We start from the raw sequence: 17548 nt of genomic DNA on the forward strand, positions 1-17548 counted from the left end.
GCCCGGCCAGTGGGCCAGTGCGTTCTAATGTGGTCCTCACGGCAGCAACTTGGCCTAGCGCTGGAGCGCATTGAAGGAGACGCTACGAATGAGTGCCGTCACCGTCATGCCTTTTTTCAAATCGAGCGCCTCGAAGGCGTGGCGGGTGAGCCGGGCGCGCAGGCCAAAGCGGCCAACCCGCAAGAGAAGTTCGACCGAGTGGGGCGTCTCGGGTAGCGTCGCGGTGTCCTCGATGATGGCTGGCAGCTGGTTGCGAAAGCTGGTGTCGGCCGGCGGCGTCAGGGCCAGGGCGATGTCGCGGGCGGGTATACGTACCCGCAAGCGGCTACCCACCGGGGCGGCGTCGCCGGGCAGCATCAAGCGGTGCTGCTCGTCCAGCGCCAGGCAGGTCAAACCGTAAGCATGATCGACGGATTCGACGCTACCTTCCAGCAGCGAGGCCGCATCGAAGCCGCCGAGTAGTGAGGTCAAATCGAAGCGCTGCAGCAGCGTGTCCAGCGTGTCGCTTGCCACCACGCGCCCGGCGTTCATGACCACCAGGTGGTCGGCAATGGCGGCGATCTCATCGGCGTCGTGGCTCACGTACACCACCGGAATGTCGACCTGGCGGGTGAGCCTGGCGATATAGCGAAGAAGCTCGTCCTTGCGCGCGCCGTCGAGCCCGGTCAGCGGCTCGTCCATCAACAGAAGCTGCGGCTCGCTCAGAAGCGCCCGGCCGATGGCAACCCGGCGGGCCTCGCCGCCGGAGAGCGTGCCGGGCATGCGCTCCAACAGCGCCTCGATGCCCAGAAGCTCGACGACTTCATCGAAGCGCTCTGGCGCCGAGCGGGGCATGGCGTAGGTGAGGTTGCCCCGCACCCGGTAGTGGGGGAAAAGCCGCGCTTCCTGAAACACCACGCCGATACGCCGGCGGTGAACGGGCGTACAGCGGCGTTGCCGGGTATCCAGCAGTGTCTGCTCGCCCAGGGTGATCGTTCCCGACCTGGGGCGGTCCAGCCCCGCAATCAGGCGTAGCAGGCTGGTTTTGCCGCTGCCCGAGGGGCCAAAAATGCCGCTCACCCCGTTGGCGGGTAAGTCCAGGGTGGCGTCGAGCTCGAATTCGCCCAGCGTCTTGGCGACGCTGAGCCTTAGCCGCTTGGCGGGGTTCGTGGACATCGGATTAGCCATCACGTTGTTGCAAGCGTTGTCGGGTGCGCCGGGCCAGCCACTCCGAGGCGATCAATGAGGCCAGGGCGATCACGATCGAGATCAGGCAGAGCCGCGCCGCGGCCCCCTCCTGGCCGGCGGATTGAATCAGCGTATAGAGCGCCAGCGGCAAGGTGCGCGTTTCGCCGGGAATGTTCGAGGCGAAGGTGATCGTGGCGCCGAACTCGGAAAGCGCCCGAGCGAAGGCCAGCACCGTACCGGTCAGAAGCCCGGGCACGGCCAGCGGCAGCGTAATGGTGCTGAAAACCCGCAGGCGGCTGGCGCCCAGCGTGCTGGCGGCGGCCTCGAGCTTGGGGTCTACCGCCTCGAGGGAGAGCCTGAGCGCACGGACCAGCAGGGGAAACGCCATGACGCCGCTGGCCACGGCGGCTCCTTGCCAGGTGAACGGCAGCGACACCCCCAGCGTGGCATATAACCACGCGCCGACCACCCCCTGGCGGCCCAGCGTGACCAGCAGCAGGTAACCCACTACCACGGGGGGCAGCACCAGGGGGAGGTGAATGAGGCCATCCACTAACGCCTTGCCGCGGAACTCGAAGCGGGCCAGCCACCAGGCCACGGCGATACCCGGCGGCAAAATCCACGCCACCGCCGCCCCGCCGATCAAAAGGCTAAGCCGTATCGCTTCCCACTCGGCGGGCGTCAGGCTCATGGCGTGTCGGTGTCGGTCGCGAAACCGTATTCGCCAAAGATGGCCAGCGCCTCGTCGCTTTCGAGCCAGGTCCGTAGCGTTTGCGCGGCGGTCGCGTCTTTCGAGGCATCGTCGGCGCCGATGAGCGCGACGGGGTAGGTGATGGGCTCATGGGTATCGGCGGGAAACAGTCCCAGGGTATGTACCCGGGGGCTTGCCAGCGCATCCGTCTGGTACACCACGCCCACCGGCGCCTCCTGGCGCTCCACCAGAGCAAGCGCGGCGCGTACGTCGCTTCCCCGCGCCAGCCGGGGCGCCAGCGCTTCCCATTCGCCCAGCGCTTCGAGGGCCTGCCGGGTATAGATGCCCGCGGGTACGTGATCCGGGTCGCCGACGGATAACCGCTCGTTGTCCGCCAGCAGGGTATCGATGGTGCCATCCTCGCCGGGCGTGAAGGCAGCCTGGTTCTCGTTGCCGGTCACCAGCGCCAAACGGTTGTGCAGCAGGTCCCGGCGCTCGGTGAGGCCGACGCCTTGCTCCTCCAGCCAGTCCATCCAGTCGACGTTGGCGGAGAGAAACACCTGGGCGGGGCTGCCGTTGGCGATCTGGCGCGCTAGCGTCGACGATGAAGCGTAGACCGGGGTGACGGTGATGTCGTGGTCGGCCTCGAAGGCGGCGATGGCCTCATCCATGGCATCGGTGAGCGAAGCCGCGGCAGCCACATGAACGTTTTCCGCCGCCTCGGCCGACAGCGCAAACAAGAGAAGCAGCGGTGCGGCCAGCGGCGGGCGTGCAAGAAGAGGTTTCATCGTGATCGGTTCCCGCTATTTCCATTTGGATATAGCGGAGAGTAGCGGCAATAACGGTCAGGATCAAGCCAGTCCGTTCGATCGAGAGCACGCTCTATAGGTTAGCCCTCCTCACCGGTAGGGGCTAGAAGTGCCAGCAATGCCTGGGCATCTTCGCAGTGCTCGGTGGCCCGCTCCAGTGCGCGGTAGTGGCGAATCACCAGCGCGCCGAGCTCGGTGAGTTGGGCACCCCCACGCTCGCTACCGCCGGCGTGGGTGGCCACCAAAGGGCCGGTAAAATGCGCGTTCATGGTATCGATCAACTGCCACGCTTTTTTATAGCTCATATCGAGTTCGCGCCCGGCGGCGGAGATCGACCCCGTTTGGTCGACGGCCTCCAGAAGGCTCACCTTGCCGGGCCCGATGATGACATCGCGGTGCAGCGCCAGGCGCAGTTGAAAGGTGGGGGCGGGGTGGTGGGTACGGGTCACAGTCGGCTCCGGAAAAACGCAACCTCGCCAGTGTAGCAGCCGCCCGGGCCGGGGTAGAGTGGGCTTGCCAACAAGGCGGCCTAGTGGCGCGGCTGCCTATAAAGCCACCAGGTGTCGTACCCGAAGGAGTAGGCGGAGGCGATCAACGCGCTGAGCGCCAGAAGGCTCGCCGTCACGTGGGAGGTGAGCGGCGTAAGCGCGAGTAACAGCGCCAGGACCTGCCAAACGCATACCGCTTTACGCCGAAAGCTCGCAAAAAGCGGCGCCTTGAGCCACTCGAATCCCCGGCCTGCCAGCACGAACAGATAGCGTATACCGCCAATGAGCAGCACCCAAGCGCCGAGGGATTCGAGCTGCAAAAGGCCGATGCACAGCAGCAAAATCATAAGCGCATCGAGCTCCATGTCAAAGCGGGCGCCAAAGTGCGAGTGGCTGTCGGTTTTGCGGGCCACGAACCCATCGACACCGTCGAGCATCAACGAGGCCACGGCCACCGCAAGCCACAGCCAGATAGCCTCGATAAAGGCGTCACCCGCCAGCGCGCCGGCAATGATCGCCACTAAAACACCCCGCACCAGCGTGACCCGATTGGCCCAGCCAAGCGGCCCGCAGCGCCAGAAATACAGGGTCAAACCGGTGATTACGCTATATATCGCCGCGGTCAGCCCCCAGGTCGCTAGCGACGGCAACAAAAGGGGGAAGCACGTACCGATCACGACGAGAAGTAATGCCCCCAGGGCCAGTTCGAACGCGCTGTAAAGGCGTTTGAATAGCCCTGCTGCGAGGGTATCGGTCAAAAGTGGCATGGCAACTCACAAAGCGGGCAAGGCCGCATCTATGTTCTATGTTCTATGTTCTATGTTGTGTTCTGGGTCGTGTTCTATGTTGTATGTTTATATTTTGAAAATATGATCTTTGTATAAGTTTTTGGCTTTGTCTATACCTGTATAAAGGGTATGTTGATGAAAGACCGGCTGGGTTTATCCGGCTTATCGTCATCTAAACTAAGCCAGGCTAAGGTTAATGAAAAGAACTCATGACGTTGAAAACGGATGAAAACCTGGCAATGCTTAAGCGTTGGACGATAAAACGCATTATTCACAGGGAATCGAATCTATGGCGCTGATGGAAACGGCGGATGCCTTTTGGATCAAGCGCCCCGGCGTGGGCGAAATTCAGTCTGAACACCTCGCCCCCTTGAGCGAAGACCAGGTTCAGGTGCGCACGCTTTATAGCGGCGTAAGCCGGGGAACGGAGTCGTTGGTCTTCAACGCGCGGGTGCCCGAGAGCGAGTACGCCCGGATGCGCGCGCCCTTTCAATCCGGGGATTTTCCAACGCCGGTCAAGTATGGCTATTGCAACATCGGCGTGGTCGAAAAGGGCCCCGAGTCGTTGCTGGACCAAACCGTCTTTTGCCTTTACCCGCACCAAACCCGTTTTGTCGTGCCTTCAAAGGCGGTCCTGCCCCTGCCCGACGCCATCCCGCCCTCGCGCGCGGTCCTCACCTCCAATATGGAAACCGCCATCAACGGGGTGTGGGATGCCAACCCCCGGCTGGGCGAGAAACTTTGCGTCGTGGGCGCAGGGGTAGTGGGGGCGTTGGTGGCTTATCTGTGCGCGCAGATCCCGGGTGTGACGGTGCACCTTATCGACATCAACCCGGAGCGCCGCGTACTTGCAAAGGCGCTAGGGGTCGATTTTTGCACCCCGGAAAGCGCGCCGACCGACCAGGACTGCGTGATTCATGCCAGCGGGCACGGCGAAGGGTTGCGCCTGGGGCTTGGCCTTTTGGGTAGCGAAGGGCGCTTGATCGAAATGAGTTGGTTTGGCGAAGGCGAGACATCGCTTGCCCTCGGCGGCGCCTTTCACTCCCAGCGGCTTTCCATCAAGGCAAGCCAGGTAGGTCAGCTACCCGCCGCGCTCAAACCGCGCTGGGATTATCGCCGGCGGCTAACGCTTGCGCTTTCCCTGCTCGCGGACGCCCGGCTTGACCACCTGATCAGCGGTGAATGCTCGTTCAACGAGTTTCCCGCTTTGGCGCCCACACTTTTCGGGCCCGAAAGCCGAGCGCTTTGCCACCGTATTAACTATACCTAATCGGTTGATCGCCTTACGCGTTCAATCCCTGGCCCGCACATTTTAGAAAAGGAACTTTCATGTACCGTTTATGCGTTCGCGACCATTTCATGATTGCCCATAGCTTCAAGGGCGAGATTTTCGGCCCGGCCCAGCGCACCCACGGGGCTACCTACGTGGTCGATGTCGCCTTCAAGCGCCCGGAGCTTGATAGCGACGGGTTGGTGATCGATATCGGCCTGGCAAGCGACACCGTGAAAGAGGTGCTGGCCGCTTACAACATGCAAAACCTCGATGAAGTCCCCGAGTTCAAGGGCAAAAATACCACCACCGAATTCATGGCCGGGGTGATTTTCAATGCGCTGGCCAAAAGCATCAAAGAGGGCAAGATGGGCACTACCGCCCAAGGTATTACCCATATGGAGGTGACGCTTCACGAATCCCATGTGGCCTGGGCAAGCTACGAAGGCGCCTTATGAGCAAGCGCTTTACCCTGGTCGTGGCGGGCTCGCTCGATCAGCGTACCGGGGGCTATGTGTACGATGCCCGCATGGTAGCTGCGCTTCGCGAGCAGGGCTTCGAGGTAAACGTGGCCGAGCTTGCCGGGCGCTTCCCGGACGCCTGCGACGAGGCCGCGGGCGAACTCGCCCAAACGCTGAGTGCATTGGGCGATGGCGAGCGGGTGATTATCGACGGCCTGGCGATGGGTAGCCTTCCAGATATCGTGGCAAGCCACGGTGCGCGGTTGGATATCACCGCCCTTGTGCACCACCCGCTGGGCGATGAGCAGGGCCTGGACGACGCGGCGCAAAGGCGGCTACACGCGAGCGAGCTTCAGGGCCTGCAAAGCGTGGCCCGTATTATCGTCACCAGCCGCTTTACAAAGCGCCGTCTCGAAACGCTGGCGGATGAATACGATGTGCCCTTGCGCGCCCCCGTTACCGCCGTCGAGCCCGGGGTGGAGCCCGCTCCCGTTAGCCCGGCGCCTGCAAGCGGCGAGCCGCTACGCCTTTTATGCGTGGCCACTCTGACCCCACGCAAAGGCCAGGACGTACTGGTCAAGGCGCTGGCCGGGGTCAGCGCTACCCAATGGCAGTGCGACCTTTATGGCGGCAAGCGCGACTCGGCTTTCACCGCCGAGGTCGAGGCGCTGATCGAGCGCCACGGATTGAATCAGATCACCCTGCACGGCGAGTGCGACGCCGCCACCCTCGAGGCCGCCTACCAGCACGCCCATGCCCTGGTGCTGCCCTCCTGGTACGAAGGCTACGGCATGGTGGTCACCGAGGCCCTGGCCCACGGCCTGCCCGTGCTGACCACGACCGGCGGGGCGCTGGCCGACACCTTGCCCGCCAATGCGGGTATGAGCGTAGAACCTGGCAATGTCGCAGCGCTTAATGAAGCGCTCGAGGGCTTTTTAAGCGATGAAGAGCTGCGCGCGCGCCTGCGCGAAGGGGCACTCGCCGCGCGGGATGCGCTTGGCGACTGGCAAGCGGCGGGGCAGGCCTTTGCAAACGCGCTTGGCCGCCCGGCTGCGCTTTCGGCGGGCAGCGAATTTGGTGCCGATTGGCTCACGCTTCGGGAAAGCGCGGATTTCAAGGCGCGCAGCGCCGAGCTTGCCAACAAGGCGGGTCGGTGGCTTCAAAAGCAGCCCGGCGAGCCGGTGATTGCCGATCTGGGGTGTGGGCGCGGCAGCAGCATGCAGTTTCTGGCGCCACGGCTTCCCGGGGCGCAAAGCTGGCAATTACTGGATCACGACGAGCGCCTGTTAAGAGAGGCCCAACGTCGGGCCGAGGCGCTAACGAGCGCTAGCGGCGAAGCCGTCAAAGCGCGTATTCACTGTGCCTCGCTCAGTGACCTGGACCACGAAGCGCTGGCGGCGGCAAAACTCGTCACCGCCTCGGCGCTTTTGGATTTGGTCTCCAAAGAGTGGATCGAGGCGCTGACCAAGCAGTGCGCGGCGCAAAAGCAGGCGCTTTTAGTGGCGCTTAGTGTCACCGGTCAGTGGTGTTTCGTCGACCCGGCCGGCGAGATGCTCGAAAACGATGAGGATCGCTGGGCGCTGGCGCTGTTCAACGCTCATCAGCTTCGCGACAAGGGCCTTGGCAGCGCGCTGGGCGGCGCCGCCCAAGCCGAACTCGTCGAGGCCTTGAACGCCCATGGCTTCCACGTAGAGCAGGCCGCTACCCCTTGGCAGCTTAGGGCCGGGGACCCTGAATTCGTTCCCATGATGTGTTCGCTGCTCGAGGGCTGGGCCGAGGCGATGACCGAGCAGGCCCCCGTAGAAGCAAGCCGTATCGCGCAGTGGCGCGACGCGCGCCTGGCCATGGTCAGAGCCGGTGAGCTGGGCATCTGGGTCGGGCACCAGGATGTGCTCGCCTTACCGCCCGTAAAGGCGTAACGCATGGGCGTAGTGGCGTGGCTTAAAACCCCTTGGGTGCAGCGCGGGCTCATCAGCGCGGCACTACTGGGCGCGGTAGCGCTTTGGGTAAACCCGGGCGAGGTAGCCCGGGAGGTCCAGCGGTTATCACCGATGTGGATGGCGCTGGCGCTGGCGATTAGCGTTTTGCAGGTCATGCTAAGCGCCTGGCGCTGGAAGTTCACCGCGGATCTGGTGGGAGTACCGCTGCGCTATGGTTACGCGCTGCGTGAGTACTACCTGGCGCTTTTGGTCAATCAGCTGCTGCCGGGGGGCGTGCTGGGCGACGCCGGGCGTGCCCACCGCCACGCGACCCAGTCTGCCTCCAAAGGCGGCGCCTGGCGCGCGGTGCTGCTCGAGCGCGCCTCGGGCCAGGGCGCCGTGGCGCTTTTGGTCATACTGGCGCTGTGTGCTTCGCCGCTTTGGCATCGCGCGCTAGGGCCCACCGGGTTTTTGCTGTTGGCGGGGGGCGTGATCACGATGACGCTTGGTGGAGGGGCGTTCGCGTTTTGGCTGAGCCAAACCCGCACCTTCGAGCTGCCCGCCTGGTGCGCTACCTTCGGGCGCGATATTCGCCGCAGTTTGCTCAAACGAGGCGTTTGGTACTGGCAGCTGGCGTCATCCCTTGCCATTGTTATGAGCTACGGTTTGGTCATGGTGTGCGCTGCACGCGCGATCGGTATCGAGCAGAGCACCTGGAGCATTTTGGCCCTGACGCCGCCGCTGCTACTTGCCATGCTGGTGCCGCTCTCCATCGCCGGCTGGGGGCTTCGCGAGGGAACGGCGGCGGCGGTGTGGCTTTGGGTCGGGCTGCCTTCGGCCCAGGGCGTGGCTATTTCGCTGGCCTACGGGGTGCTGGTCATGCTTGCGAGCCTGCCAGGCATTTGGGTGGCCCTTGGTCAGCGCGGCCAGGCGACGCCGTCAGGTGGCGCTGTTGGCCAGGCAGATGTCAAAGAGCGTGTCGTCCCCGCAGGGGAAGGTGCGCATACGCGGGCGCAGCGCGCTCTCCAGCGTGTCGATCGGCGTCATTTGAAGACCCGGCCGGCCCGAGCCAATCAGCAGGGGAGCCACCAAAAGATGCAAATAGCCAATCGTGCCGGCTTCGATGAACCTGGAAATCGTGATGCCACCGCCTTCGACCAGAATGCGACGATAGCCCAGCCCCTGCAGCAGTGCCACGACATCCGAGGGATCGAACTGGCCGTTCGCGTTCAAGGGCAGCTCGCACTGGGTAGCACGGCTTGGGCGCCGCTCGCCCCCGGCGCCGATGATGTGCAGTGTGGGAGGCGCTTCGCTTTGCAGAAGACCCAGCGTCGCGGGCACGCGTCCGCGCGGGTCGATGATCACGCGTACCGGGTGCGCGCCGCTCACGTGGCGCACGGTGAGCTGGGGGTTATCGGCGGTGGCGGTGCCCGCGCCCACGACCACGGCGTCCGCCAGCGCCCGAAGCCGGTGCAGGTGAACCAGGCTTTCGAAGCCATTGATATAGTGCGAATGACCGCTTTCGGTGGCGATGCGCCCATCCAGGCTTTGTCCCAGCTGGGCCAGCGTCCATGTCTTTTGCCCGGCCAGCGGCGTCAGGCAGGTCAGAAGCGTTTCGGCCTCGGCGGTGACGCGAACGCCGTCCGGGCAGTGCCACCCGCCTTCGCCGGAAAGCATGATGGGGATGTCACTAGCGGCGTCGTTACGCGTGGCGAGCAGCCACTGCCAGGCGTTATCGACGTCGATAACGGGGCCAGCCGGCGCAAGGCCTATCAAACCATCGGAGTCGGGCATGACGCCTCCCAGGGAAAATCAACATTGAATCATGCCGGGGCCACGCGCCCAACGCAAGCGTACCTTGCTCGCATTACCAGGCTACCAGGAGGCCTACATGTATCACATTGAACGCGCTATTTTCGACATTCGCCGCGGCTTGCCCGTGGTGTTGAAGACCGGTGGTCAACGCTTGCTGGTGCAGGCACTGGAGGGCAGCGTTTCAGTCGATACGTTATCCACGCTTTCCGGCTCGCGGCCGGCCATGATATTGACGCGCCACCGCCTCGAAGCCATGGGCATGTCGCTCAAGGCCGAGGCGGCGTGTCTGCCGCTTGCCGAGCAGGTGAGCGAAAGGGATCTCCATCGCCTTGCCGTGGCCAAGGGCGAGGAGAGCGCTTCAAGTCTGTTGACCGGATTAAAGCCGGCCGGGGTGGGCGAGCGCGCCGCGGTCAACCTGATGCGCCGGGCGCTGCTCATCCCCGCCGCGCTCTGCGCCGAGGTGAGCGACGCTCAGGCCAGCGCCATCGACGAGCAGCTCGTGCAAGGCAAGCTTTTGGAGGTCGACGCCGAGGAAGCCGAACAGTGCCTGGCCGGCGCCCCGGGCATGCTCAAGCGGATAAGTGAAGCGCGCATTCCTCTGGAGGACGCGGTGGAGACCCGTTTCGTGCTGTTTCGCGAGCCGGACGGTCTGCGCGAGCACGTAGCTGTCGTGATTGGTGATCTCGAAAAAATCGAAGGCGCGGTGCCACTTCGCCTGCACTCAGCCTGCCTGACCGGCGACCTGTTCGGCAGCCTGCGCTGCGATTGCGGCGAGCAGCTCAGAAATGCCGTGGCGGGTATCGAGGCGATGGGCGGCGGAGTGCTCTTGTACCTGGCCCAAGAAGGGCGTGGTATCGGCCTTGCCAACAAACTGCGCGCCTACACCTTGCAGGATGGCGGGCTCGACACCGTCGATGCCGACCAGGTGCTCGGCTTTGGCGATGACGAGCGCCAATACGCCGTGGCGGTGGATATGCTCCGCGCGCTCTCGATCGACAAGGTACAGCTTCTGACCAACAACCCGCTTAAAATCCAGGCGTTGACGGACGGCGGGGTCGAAGTCGTCTCGCGCCAGGCCCTTTACGGCAGCGTGACGGATCAAAACCACCGCTACCTGAGCGCCAAGGCCAACCGCGCGGGGCATTTGCTCGACGACGTGCTCGAAGGCCGCGGCCGCTAACGAAAGTAAGCGCTTGCACCGGCCGCCAGTAAGTGCCGCTGGCGGCTTTTTAATGCGCCTTTTGAAAAGCGGGAAGCGTGGCGGTTTCTTCGACTACCTGGGCGAGTTGGGCCGCGTAGTGCTCCACCAGGCGCTGACCCAGTGCCGCCTCGGCGCCGGTAGCATCGCCGGCTACGCCGTGCTCGCTCAAATCCTCCCCCAGCCAGGCAAACGCCGCTGCCCCCTCGGGGCCGAGCAAATGCTCGGGCTCTTTAGGCTGCGCTGGCGGGGCGGGCGCGTAGTCTTCTAGATGTACGAGCGACGGCGCCAGGTAAAGCATCATGGCCGTCTCCAGCAGGCCGCCGTGCAAGCCGTAGCGCAGCTCGTCAGGGTCGATGGCGGCCTCCAGCGGCGGAAGGCGCGTATAGGTGGCTTTCACCACGCGCATCGCAAAGCGCTTGCGCAGCGTCAGCGCCGCCAGGTCCATGACCGCCTTGTTACCGCCGTGGCTATTGATCCAGACCATTTTCTTGATCCCCGCGCGTGCGACGCTTTCCCCGTAGGCTTCCAGGGTGGCGATTGCCGTCGTGTGGGGCAGGCTCAGCGTGCCGGCAAAGTGGCTATGCTCGTCGCTGGCGCCCACGGCGATCGGCGGCAGGCAAATGACGTCTACGGCCGAATCCAGCACGTCCAGCATGGCGCTTTGAAGTCCCTCGCCAATGATCAGGTCGGTAGCCAGCGGCAGGTGCGTGCCGTGCTGCTCGATAGCGCCCAGGGTCAAAACCGCCACCGGATCACGGGCGGCGATCTCTTTGAGCTTTGGCGCGGTAAGCGCCTGCCAGTGAACAATCATGCCGCTCCTTGTGCGTTGTTAGACGTTTGAGGTCATCAATGGGTGGTCCGCTCGGCAGGCGTATAGATCGCCAGAGGCGAGCCCGTCGGCGCCTTCGTCGAGCCATTGGCGCAGCGCCGCGGCGGTTTGCCACTCGTCAAAGCGAAAATCGCGCTGCTCGCCGGCCACTGCGTTGAAGCGGTAGTCACCCAGGCGCTCGATCTCCCCGACGCAGGCGAGGCTGACCTTAAGTACACCGGCCACGAATTCCACCGAAAGCGCCGCCACCGGGTGGTTGAGCCCCTTGAGTACCTCGGCTTCGAAGCCTTCGACATCGATCTTGATAAAGCAGGGCAGCCCAAAACGCGCGATGAGCTGGTCCATCGTGGTCACCTCGACGCGCAGCGTCTGCTCCCAGGCGATGCGCTGAAAGCCCGGGTTATGCGTGCCTATTTGGCTGCGCCACTCATGGGCCAGGGTAGAGAGCGTGGGGTTAGCGGCGCTGATCGCGATATCCGCGTGGCCCGCCTCGGGGCCGGCGGCCAGCGACAGCAAGGTGATATCGTCATGTTTGAGTACGCGTCGAAACCACTTGGCCAGTGCTGGCTGAGGCTCGAGGGCCACGACCCTGGCGCCCAGCGCCCGAAACGCCGCGCTGCGATCTCCCAGGTGCGCGCCGATATCAAACGCCACCTCGCCTGGCGTTATGAACGGGCGATAGAGGCGCCTTAGCCCTTTTTGACGGCCAGGGCGCCAGTAGACGATTAGTGAACGCGCCACGCCGCCGGTGCTTTTGAGCCTTTGCAGCAGCGAGTGCGCCATCAATGGGGCTCTTTGGCCGAGGCGTCGACGATTGGCTGCTTGTCGAATCGGCGAAACGACTGGCGGGGCATATCCCCCAAAAGCTCGCCAGGCAGGGGGTACGTGGCGCCCTCGAGCGGCGCCTCTTGGGCGTACTCATCGCCGCTTCGCGCGCCCAGGGCGGCGAAGTCGTTCAAAAGCGCGGGCTTGAAGGTAATGCTGGGGGTTTTCAAAAGGCCCAAGCGGTGGCTGATGACCCCGCCCCAGGTACCGCTGCTTGAATACTTGACGATCGGCGCGGCGGCGATCAAGCCAAACCAGGCCGGGGCCAGCCAGGCAAACGCATGAGGCGAGAAGAGATACATCACTCCGGCCCAGGCGACACCGCATACCGTCATCCAACCGGTATGCCACCAGGCTTCGCCCCAGGCAAGTGAGCGCTCACCCCGATGCTGGGTTTGCCAGTCGACGGAGCGGCCCAGCAGTACATTGAAGATGAAAAGACTGTGCCAGGCCATCATCAGCGGTGCGATGAGGGCGGCGAAGAGCAGTTCGACCAGCACGCTGACGACGAGCTTGAAGCGCCCACCAAAGGCCCTGGGAGACTGCACGAGGGTTAGCAGCAACCCCAAAAGCTTGGGAGCGAGCAGCATGAAAAGCGTGACCGATAAAAGCCCGAGCGAGAGGGGTGTGGGCAGGGCATGGCCCGGGGTGGCGGTCATGGCCTGAACGCATACCAAAAGACTGGTGCACACCAAAAGCCCCAACCACACCACCGAGGAGAGATAGGCGAAGGCGCCGAATAGAAAATGCAGGCGGCTGATCGGGTGAAAGCCGGCGCCGGTCAACAGGCGAAGGTGCTGCAAATTGCCCTGGAGCCAACGTCGGTCGCGTTTGGCAAAGTCTAAAAGGTTACTGGGCATCGCCTCGAAGCTGTTGTGATTGGCACCAGTAGGCGGCGCCTGGGACGAGACGGCGGTGGTCGCGCCGGTATCCAGCAGTACTTTCCAGCCGCCGCGCTTCAAAAGCGCGGCTTCCACGAAATCGTGGCTCAATAGCTCGCCCCCCAGGGGCGCCTTGCCCGGCAGGGCCGGCAGCCCCGCATGCGCCATGAAGGCGCGGGTGCGAATGATGGCGTTATGCCCCCAGTAGTTGGCCGCGTCTCCTTGCCAAAAGCTTTGTCCGGCGGCCAGCATCGGGCTGTAAAGGGCCGAGGCCAGCTGTAAACATCGGCCAAACAGCGTGTGCTGGCCAACGGGAATGGGAACCGTCTGAATGAGCCCGACATTGGGCTCACGCTGCATGCGGTGCACCATGTGCAAAAGCGTGGCGCCACTCATCAGGCTGTCGGCATCGAGCACCACCATGAAGTCATAGCGTCGCCCCCAGCGCCGGCAGAACTCGGCGATGTTGCCCGCCTTGCGCCCTTCATTGTTTTCGCGGCGGCGGTAGTAGACGTTGATTTGACCGGCCAGGCGTTGCTGTAACGCCGCAACGTGGGCCGCTTCTTCCTCGGCCTGGGACGCATCTCGCGTATCGCTTAAAATGAAGACGTCGAAGTGTGGATGAAGCTTGTTTTCGCCGCTTTCATCAGGTGTTGCGTCCTGGGCGTTGGCTTGACCCAAAAGCGAGCGACAGGTGGCCTCGAGACCGGCAATGGTCGGAATCGGCGGCTCGGCGTAGATCGGCATCACCAGGGCGGTTTTACTGACCAGACGATAGGCGTTCGGCGGGGCCGGGCGCTGGCGTCGAAGTGTCAACGGGTCCAGGCGAAGCGCGCAGATGACGAAGCCACACACCGCTCCCCAAAAGGCCATGGCGATCCAGCCAAAGGTAAGCACGAACAGGGTCAGCAGCGCGATTTGCCAGCCCAGGGCTAAATCGGCGACGACTCGTGCCATCGCTAAAAAACCTAGCGCACTAGAAGCAAGCACCGCGAAGGCGTAAAAGGCGCGGCGGCTTCCAAGCCAGGGGATACGAACATCGGTATTGAGTTGTTCAGACATCGGGGTACCACACGTAATTCCAGGTTTCGCTAATCGGTTCGCCGTTCAATTCAAGCCGTAAACGGATGTCGGTGGCGGCATCGGTCGGGATACGGAAGCTGGCGCGCCACCGGTTAGCGGGCAGTGCCAATACGTGCGATTCGCGCACATCACCAGTGCTGGTCTCGATAAACAGTTCGATATCCGCGTCTTGGCTTAAGCCATCGAGCTCGCCGCCTTCGAAATCCACGATGAACTGGCGCTCCTCGCGCACGGCGCTCGCTTTCGTAATACCCACCTGCCCCTGGCGGGTGCGAAAAACCCGGGCCTGGGTGTTGGCTTCAAGCGCCTCGTCGAGGGTGTAGGTGCGGTAGTGCAGCGTGCGCGACTCACCGGCGTTCAATGGCGCGTCTGCCACCCAGTACGCGACGATATTGTCGTGGGTTTCGTCCGGGGTCGAGATTTCGATCAGTTCCACATGGCCCGAGCCCCAGGCTTGCAGCGGCTCCACCCATTGGCTCGGCCGGCGATGATATTGCGCTTCCATATCCAGGTAGCGGTCGAAGTCGCGTTCGCGCTGCATCAGACCAAACCCCGCCGGACCCTCGTCACTGAACTGGGAAAGGCGTAGCGTGTCCGGATTGCTGAGCGGGCGCCATATCCACTCGTCGCCGCCGGTATGCAGTAAAAGGCCGTCGGAGTCGTGGACCTGGGGGCGAAAGTCGTCGGGCGGGTTCGATGTGACGTCGCCGAAGGCGAACATGCTGGTGAGCGGTGCGACGCCGAGTTTATCGATATCGTCGCGGGCGAAAAGCTCGGCCTCGACTTCCAGGCCGGTTTGCTCGCCCGGGGTGAGCGTAAAGCGATAGGCGCCGCTTAGCGAAGGGCTATCCATCAGCGCTAAAAAGGTCAGAGTGGTGTCGCCTTCATCGGGTTTGAAGAACCAGAATTCGCGAAACTCGGGAAACTCCTCCTGCTCACCGGCGGCGGTATCGATGGCAAGCCCCCGCGCCGAGAGCCCGTAGGCCTGGTCGCGTCCTGCCAGGCGAAAATAGCTGGCGCCCAAAAAGACCGCGACCTCGTCGTGATACGCTTCGCTATTGAGCGGGTAATGCAGGCGAAACCCCGCGTGGTCGCTACCGGACAGGTCGTCCTTTAACAGGGCCTGAGCCTCACCTTCGTAGATATAATCGTCGCTGGTAAAGCGCAGCCGCTCGACGTTGTCACCGTCGATGACGTTGAGTTTCACCGGGTGTAAAAACAAAAATCCGCTATGAAAAAGCTGCAGTGAAAACGAGTCGTTTCCGCGCCAGTAGGCGCGCTCGGGATCGAAGCGAATCTGGCGGTAGGCGTCGTAGCTTAAGTTCTGCAAGGCACTGGAGAGGCGCGGCTTCGGCGGCTCGTAAGGCGCTGCGGCCAGGGTTTCAGCGCGTGCGATCACGTCGTCGAACGGGGCGTCGTTTGCTTGAACAAGCGGGGCGTTAGCCACGCCCAACGCCACGATCCATTTCGCGCCAAGGCGACCTTTCATGAATGAGTTCCCTTCTTATAAAGGCCATGATTAATCGAAAACCAGGCTTTAAATGTATTTTATTGCTGCAGGAGGGCCTGGTGTTTTGACTATCGCTATTTTGCCAGGCGCAGTTCCGTTATCCTTGAATTTCAGACCACTATATTAGGTTGGCGATTAAAGTCCGTCCGGTCAACGCAGCGTTAACTATACGGTGTTGCGGCCTTTCTCGCCTAAAAGGTTTTTTCAGGGTGTCGACCTATTCATGCTCCGCTTTTTAATCGCAGCGCTAGCGCTTAATTTTCTGCTCGTCGCACCCCTGTGGTGGCGTTTCGAGGCTCCCGGCGTAATGCTCATTGCCCTGGAAGCGTGGGTTCTGGCCCCGCTACTGATGCTGATGCCGGTAGGGCGCGTGCGCCGCTTGCTCATGGTGCTCATCGTCGCGTGGGCGGGGCTTGTCAGCGCTGCCAACCTGGGCGGCGTCGCTACCCATACGGCGTTTGGCCGCTCGCTCAACCTGTATCTCGATGTTCCGCTGCTGCGCTCTATTTATCATCTGCTAGTAGGTAATGTAGGCCAGTTGGCCGGAGTTTTCATAATGTTGCTGGGCGGGTTCGTCTTTTTGGGCGTGCTCGTTTTGGTGGGCTGGCTGCTCTCACCCAGGCGTTCGCTTGCGTCACGGCGCCTGCCGAGGCTTCTCGCAATGGGGATTGCGGCAGGCGCGCTCGTGCTCGGCGTATTGGCGTATAACGGTCACCGGGTGCTGGCGAATTCAGCGCTGCCGATGGTCGATGTCACGCGTTTTCAGGCCGAGCAGATAGCCGCCACGCATCGGGCGCGGCAGGCCTTCGAAGACCAGCTCGAGCAGACGCCGCTCGAGGCGCAGCCACTGCCGGGTCTTTCCGGGCGTAACGTGCTGCTAACGTTCATCGAATCCTACGGGGTGACGGCGCTCGACGACCCGCGCTATGGCGTGCTCATTCAAGCAACGCTCGAGGAAATGGAGGAGCGCTTGCAGGCGCGCGATATCGGCGTGGTCTCCGGTCTTTTAGAGGCGCCGATCCGTGGCGGCCAGTCCTGGCTTGCTCACGCCAGCGTATTGAGCGGGCGGTGGATCGATAACCAGCTCTGGTACCGGCTCATGCTGGATAGCGGCCACTCCACCCTGGTGGATGATTTCCACGCGACCGGCCAGCGCTCGCTCACCGTCATGCCGGCCATTACGCTTGCCTGGCCCGAGGGCGTCGCCTACGGGTTCGAAGAGATCAAAACCGCGCGCAATATTCCCTACGCCGGGCCGATGCTCAACTGGGTGACCATGCCCGATCAGTTCACCCTGGATTACGTCGCCCGCACCCAGCTCGACGATGTCCCGCTTTTCGCCCAAATCACGCTCATTTCGAGCCATGCCCCTTGGACACCGATACTGCCCGTGCTTGAGAACTGGTCGATGATTGGTGACGGTGGAATTTTCACCCCTTGGGAAAACGCCGCCGACCCGCCCGAGGTGCTCTGGCAGGATCTGGAGCGTATTCGCGACCACTACGGCTGGTCGGTGGATTATTCGGTCAAAACCACCGGGCGCTTTGCCGAGCGCGTGGTGGACGACGACACGCTCTTGATCGTTCTCGGTGACCACCAGCCGGCGCCGCTGATCACTGGCGAAGAGGCAAGTGCGGCGGTGCCGGTGCACGTTTTCAGCAAGGATCCGGCGCTGCTGGACGCCTTCCGTGCCCGCGGCTTTATCGATGGCACGCTTCCGCCACTTGACGATCCCTATAACGCACCGCGAATGAGCGAGCTGCGTCACTGGTTGCAGGAAGATTTCGGCGCGCCGGCGCCTTGAGCAGGGT

General features: G+C 63.1%; 15 protein-coding genes and 1 pseudogene. 6 read left to right on the plus strand and 10 right to left on the minus strand.

Annotation, left to right across the window (positions count from 1 at the left end; genetic code table 11):
* Positions 1-54: 54 nt before the first annotated feature.
* The 5 genes from modC to ACWHVV_RS04680 all read right to left on the minus strand — a co-directional run bounded on the left by modC (position 55) and on the right by ACWHVV_RS04680 (position 3922).
* Positions 55-1155 (minus strand): molybdenum ABC transporter ATP-binding protein, encoded by a 1101-nt coding sequence (gene modC / locus ACWHVV_RS04660; RefSeq protein WP_447928314.1) that lies wholly within the window; start codon positions 1153-1155, stop codon positions 55-57.
* Positions 1156-1159: 4 nt separating this feature from the next.
* On the minus strand, positions 1160-1858 hold the full coding sequence (modB, locus tag ACWHVV_RS04665) for a molybdate ABC transporter permease subunit (RefSeq protein WP_447895406.1): 699 nt from the start codon (positions 1856-1858) through the stop codon (positions 1160-1162).
* Positions 1855-2646 carry a molybdate ABC transporter substrate-binding protein gene (modA, locus tag ACWHVV_RS04670; protein ID WP_447928315.1) on the minus strand — a complete coding sequence of 264 codons (792 nt, stop codon included), beginning with the start codon at positions 2644-2646 and terminating at the stop codon, positions 1855-1857. The genes modB and modA overlap by 4 nt, the downstream gene beginning before the upstream one ends.
* A gap of 101 nt (positions 2647-2747) precedes the next feature.
* Complete coding sequence (locus ACWHVV_RS04675) at positions 2748-3116, minus strand: winged helix-turn-helix domain-containing protein (protein WP_447928316.1); 369 nt, start codon at positions 3114-3116, stop codon at positions 2748-2750.
* Positions 3117-3196: 80 nt separating this feature from the next.
* Positions 3197-3922 carry a CDP-alcohol phosphatidyltransferase family protein gene (locus tag ACWHVV_RS04680; RefSeq protein WP_447928317.1) on the minus strand — a complete coding sequence of 242 codons (726 nt, stop codon included), beginning with the start codon at positions 3920-3922 and terminating at the stop codon, positions 3197-3199.
* A gap of 310 nt (positions 3923-4232) precedes the next feature.
* On the opposite strand from ACWHVV_RS04680, the gene ACWHVV_RS04685 reads away from it, so the two are divergent.
* The 4 genes and pseudogenes from ACWHVV_RS04685 to ACWHVV_RS04700 all read left to right on the plus strand — a co-directional run.
* Positions 4233-5213 (plus strand): zinc-dependent alcohol dehydrogenase, encoded by a 981-nt coding sequence (locus ACWHVV_RS04685; RefSeq protein WP_447928318.1) that lies wholly within the window; start codon positions 4233-4235, stop codon positions 5211-5213.
* 59 nt (positions 5214-5272) lie between these two features.
* Positions 5273-5671: a 6-pyruvoyl trahydropterin synthase family protein gene (locus tag ACWHVV_RS04690; protein WP_447895411.1), complete on the plus strand. Its 399-nt coding sequence runs from the start codon at positions 5273-5275 to the stop codon at positions 5669-5671.
* Positions 5668-7593, plus strand: coding sequence for a glycosyltransferase (locus ACWHVV_RS04695; RefSeq protein ID WP_447928319.1), 1926 nt, complete (start codon positions 5668-5670; stop codon positions 7591-7593). Before ACWHVV_RS04690 ends, ACWHVV_RS04695 begins: the two co-directional genes overlap by 4 nt.
* A 3-nt stretch (positions 7594-7596) precedes the next feature.
* Positions 7597-8463: pseudogene (locus tag ACWHVV_RS04700) on the plus strand (lysylphosphatidylglycerol synthase transmembrane domain-containing protein); the annotation flags it as partial.
* A 69-nt stretch (positions 8464-8532) separates the two neighbouring features.
* On the opposite strand, the gene ACWHVV_RS04705 reads toward ACWHVV_RS04700, so the two are convergent.
* A complete protein-coding gene (locus tag ACWHVV_RS04705; protein WP_447929118.1) occupies positions 8533-9387 on the minus strand; it encodes a RibD family protein in 855 nt (284 codons plus the stop codon).
* 97 nt (positions 9388-9484) lie between these two features.
* On the opposite strand from ACWHVV_RS04705, the gene ribA reads away from it, so the two are divergent.
* A complete protein-coding gene (ribA, locus tag ACWHVV_RS04710) occupies positions 9485-10588 on the plus strand; it encodes a GTP cyclohydrolase II RibA (protein WP_447928320.1) in 1104 nt (367 codons plus the stop codon).
* A 49-nt stretch (positions 10589-10637) separates the two neighbouring features.
* Here the strand turns inward: ribA and ACWHVV_RS04715 are convergent, their stop codons facing one another.
* The 4 genes from ACWHVV_RS04715 to ACWHVV_RS04730 are packed head-to-tail and all read right to left on the minus strand — an operon-like array spanning position 10638 to position 15716.
* Complete coding sequence (locus ACWHVV_RS04715) at positions 10638-11420, minus strand: creatininase family protein (protein WP_447928321.1); 783 nt, start codon at positions 11418-11420, stop codon at positions 10638-10640.
* Between the two features lie 18 nt (positions 11421-11438).
* Positions 11439-12221 carry an FkbM family methyltransferase gene (locus tag ACWHVV_RS04720; protein WP_447928322.1) on the minus strand — a complete coding sequence of 261 codons (783 nt, stop codon included), beginning with the start codon at positions 12219-12221 and terminating at the stop codon, positions 11439-11441.
* Positions 12221-14206: a glucans biosynthesis glucosyltransferase MdoH gene (gene mdoH / locus ACWHVV_RS04725; RefSeq protein WP_447928323.1), complete on the minus strand. Its 1986-nt coding sequence runs from the start codon at positions 14204-14206 to the stop codon at positions 12221-12223. The genes ACWHVV_RS04720 and mdoH overlap by 1 nt, the downstream gene beginning before the upstream one ends.
* On the minus strand, positions 14199-15716 hold the full coding sequence (locus ACWHVV_RS04730; protein ID WP_447928324.1) for a glucan biosynthesis protein: 1518 nt from the start codon (positions 15714-15716) through the stop codon (positions 14199-14201). Before ACWHVV_RS04730 ends, mdoH begins: the two co-directional genes overlap by 8 nt.
* 244 nt (positions 15717-15960) lie before the next feature.
* Between ACWHVV_RS04730 and ACWHVV_RS04735 the strand changes: the two genes are divergently transcribed.
* Positions 15961-17541: an alkaline phosphatase gene (locus ACWHVV_RS04735; RefSeq protein ID WP_447928325.1), complete on the plus strand. Its 1581-nt coding sequence runs from the start codon at positions 15961-15963 to the stop codon at positions 17539-17541.
* Positions 17542-17548: the final 7 nt, after the last annotated feature.

It is taken from the genome of Vreelandella sp. EE27 (assembly GCF_968206495.1).

Coding starts and splice junctions, on each gene's coding strand:
- modC (WP_447928314.1), bottom strand. CDS start 1,155: ATGTCCACGAACCCCGCCAAGCGGCTAAGGCTCAGCGTCGCCAAGACG.
- modB (WP_447895406.1), bottom strand. CDS start 1,858: ATGAGCCTGACGCCCGCCGAGTGGGAAGCGATACGGCTTAGCCTTTTG.
- modA (WP_447928315.1), bottom strand. CDS start 2,646: ATGAAACCTCTTCTTGCACGCCCGCCGCTGGCCGCACCGCTGCTTCTC.
- ACWHVV_RS04680 (WP_447928317.1), bottom strand. CDS start 3,922: ATGCCACTTTTGACCGATACCCTCGCAGCAGGGCTATTCAAACGCCTT.
- ACWHVV_RS04685 (WP_447928318.1), top strand. CDS start 4,233: ATGGCGCTGATGGAAACGGCGGATGCCTTTTGGATCAAGCGCCCCGGC.
- ACWHVV_RS04690 (WP_447895411.1), top strand. CDS start 5,273: ATGTACCGTTTATGCGTTCGCGACCATTTCATGATTGCCCATAGCTTC.
- ACWHVV_RS04695 (WP_447928319.1), top strand. CDS start 5,668: ATGAGCAAGCGCTTTACCCTGGTCGTGGCGGGCTCGCTCGATCAGCGT.
- ACWHVV_RS04705 (WP_447929118.1), bottom strand. CDS start 9,387: ATGCCCGACTCCGATGGTTTGATAGGCCTTGCGCCGGCTGGCCCCGTT.
- ribA (WP_447928320.1), top strand. CDS start 9,485: ATGTATCACATTGAACGCGCTATTTTCGACATTCGCCGCGGCTTGCCC.
- ACWHVV_RS04715 (WP_447928321.1), bottom strand. CDS start 11,420: ATGATTGTTCACTGGCAGGCGCTTACCGCGCCAAAGCTCAAAGAGATC.
- ACWHVV_RS04720 (WP_447928322.1), bottom strand. CDS start 12,221: ATGGCGCACTCGCTGCTGCAAAGGCTCAAAAGCACCGGCGGCGTGGCG.
- mdoH (WP_447928323.1), bottom strand. CDS start 14,206: ATGTCTGAACAACTCAATACCGATGTTCGTATCCCCTGGCTTGGAAGC.
- ACWHVV_RS04730 (WP_447928324.1), bottom strand. CDS start 15,716: ATGAAAGGTCGCCTTGGCGCGAAATGGATCGTGGCGTTGGGCGTGGCT.
- ACWHVV_RS04735 (WP_447928325.1), top strand. CDS start 15,961: ATGCTCCGCTTTTTAATCGCAGCGCTAGCGCTTAATTTTCTGCTCGTC.